Genomic DNA, 2,321 nt, shown 5'->3' on the forward strand with positions numbered 1-2,321 from the left:
ATAGCAAGATTAAAGGGTATTTTTTTATGCAATATTGCATAAAAGATTATGATTTATCTAATATACATGTCTAATGAGGAACACAAAATTCTACATAGGATGAATTTAATCCTTACGGTTTCTTTACAGTGAATTAAAAGGAGCAAAGACAAAAAGGTTAATTTTATCAATACGAGTTTTTTCTTTTATATATTAAAATGAAAGTACCCTTTCAATGTATACTGACCCCTTCAGAAATCGTGAAGGGATTTTTTTATTTAATAAATAAGTTCTACAAAACATACAAAATGTTAAACTTATAAAACCCAGTGATATCATTATGTGTGCATGAAGTCACTGGGTTTTTCTTTGTTATATAAAATTTATATAACAAAGAAAAAAGAAGCCGCTATGGATGCTTCCTCTAAAAATTTATCGCTACAAGGGGTAGCTCAGGACTTATGAGTACTTCTGTTGATGCTTCTAAACAACTACATAACTGGGTTAAGGAAGTTTTTGCTACACTTTGGTTAAGCCATACGCATAAAGCTACTAAATCTTGTGCTTGATACTTACTTGTTCGCTGTACAAATCCAACATCTCTAGCTAGATTCTGTAAGGTATTTGAGGATAAAAGACTCTTAATCTCCTGTGCAAATAATTGTAAGTCGTCAGATACAGAATTAGACATACAAAAAACGCCATCCTTTCCTATAATTCTACAGTAAGAATAACGTCTTTTTTGCTTAATGAATAGTGTGAAACCTTAGCTTTATGGAAATGTGACGGTACCTCATTTAGTCGTTTGATAACATTACATAATTTTCGTTATCGAAAGTTACCGTATTCATGTTTTAAAAGAGAATATACCTTAGAATCGCAATACATACCATTGATCATTACACTTTGTCTCAATGTTCCTTCATATGTCATTTTTAGCTTTTGCATAACTCGTTCAGACGCTGTATTCCTTATGTCGCATCTTCCTTCAATACGATTTAAATCTAATTCTTGAAAGCCAAACTTTATTAGTTCTTCTAAAGCTTCAACGATAACTCCTTTTCCCCAATACAGTGGGTTAATAACGGCTCCTAAAGAAGCGCTACTGTGTGATAATTTCCAGATGCCACAGGTTCCAATAGCTTTCTGATCCCCCTTAAACATAATAGACCATATGAAAGACTTACCTTTCTTAGTTGTATCCATCGTATTTTCTAAAAAAATACGAGTTTCATCTTTATTTTTATGTACCTCTCGAGGTACATATGTAGTTGTTTGAGGATCCGAATAGACTTCAAATAAATCATCTAAATCATGAAAATCTAGTTTTTTTAATAAAAGACGCTTTGTTTCTAATTTTGGGATTTTATATGTATCTTCCATACTCTCACCTCAGTTAATCGTTATTTATATATTATATACCTTATTCATGTAAAGTTTACATAACCTATCATTATAAGTAGTCAACAATGAATAGAATTTTCGTTATGGGGGGATTTTGATTTTTTAGGTTGATAGCGATGGGGGCACTTCAAAATCTTAGCTTGATGGGCATGGGGTATTTCTTTTTATTAGCTGAATAGCAATGTGGAGTTACCTCTTTATAAATTTGTTATGTTGTTGTACACTTGTTTATTATTTGATGTGGTTAATTTTCAAAGGAGAATTTTGATGAAAAAATATAAAGTATGTCAAAGTTGTGGAATGCCTCTTTCGAAAGATGAATTAGGTGGAGGTACAGAAAGTAATGGGAGTAAAAGTGTTAAATATTGTAGTCATTGTTATATGGATGGTAAGTTTGTTCAAGATATTACAACAATACAAATGCAACAATTTGTACAAGAACATTTAATAAAAAATATAAAAACCCCTAAATTTCTTGCTAAGTTTCTTGTAAGAAATATTCCTAAATTAGATCGTTGGAAATAGTTTATTGGTTATATAATGTTATCATGCGTTATTTAGAACCTAGTAAATTTATTTAAAAGTTTACATTTTAACATTTTTTTCGAAATCCAACGTATAATGCTATGAGCATTCACAACATAGTTTAGGTCATTAAAAGAAAAACCACAGCAATTGCTGTGGTTTTTCTTTTTGAAACTGTGAAATCATAAGTTAAAAATAAGCTTAGTTCTCATAATCAGCTGTAGAGAGATAAAAATTTCGTTTTGGGGGGAACTTCAAAATCTTAGGTTGATGGCAATGTGGCGAGACCCCTTATTCAACATAAATATGACAATGACATAGCTAGTTTTTATACAAATACATAATCCAGATATAACATGTTATACTCAAAAAGAAATAAGCAATCCTACTTATTTTTAAGGCAAGTAAGTAGA

General features: G+C 30.5%; 2 protein-coding genes and 1 pseudogene. 1 reads left to right on the top strand and 2 read right to left on the bottom strand.

Annotated elements, in window-relative coordinates; genetic code table 11:
* Positions 1–430: 430 nt before the first annotated feature.
* Both ACO6VI_RS32875 and ACO6VI_RS32880 read right to left on the bottom strand, forming a co-directional pair.
* Positions 431–670 (bottom strand): annotated as a pseudogene (locus ACO6VI_RS32875) (IS4 family transposase); the annotation flags it as partial.
* Positions 671–807: 137 nt separating this feature from the next.
* Positions 808–1,362, bottom strand: a complete 555-nt coding sequence (locus tag ACO6VI_RS32880) for a GNAT family N-acetyltransferase (RefSeq protein WP_063546646.1) — start codon at positions 1,360–1,362, stop codon at positions 808–810.
* A 288-nt stretch (positions 1,363–1,650) separates the two neighbouring features.
* Between ACO6VI_RS32880 and ACO6VI_RS32885 the strand changes: the two genes are divergently transcribed.
* Positions 1,651–1,908, top strand: coding sequence for a zinc ribbon domain-containing protein (locus tag ACO6VI_RS32885; RefSeq protein WP_161520127.1), 258 nt, complete (start codon positions 1,651–1,653; stop codon positions 1,906–1,908).
* The last annotated feature ends 413 nt before the right edge of the window (positions 1,909–2,321 follow it).

This window comes from Bacillus sp. PSXD-155 (assembly GCF_049310765.1).
Lineage (GTDB): Bacteria > Bacillota > Bacilli > Bacillales > Bacillaceae_G > Bacillus_A > Bacillus_A cereus.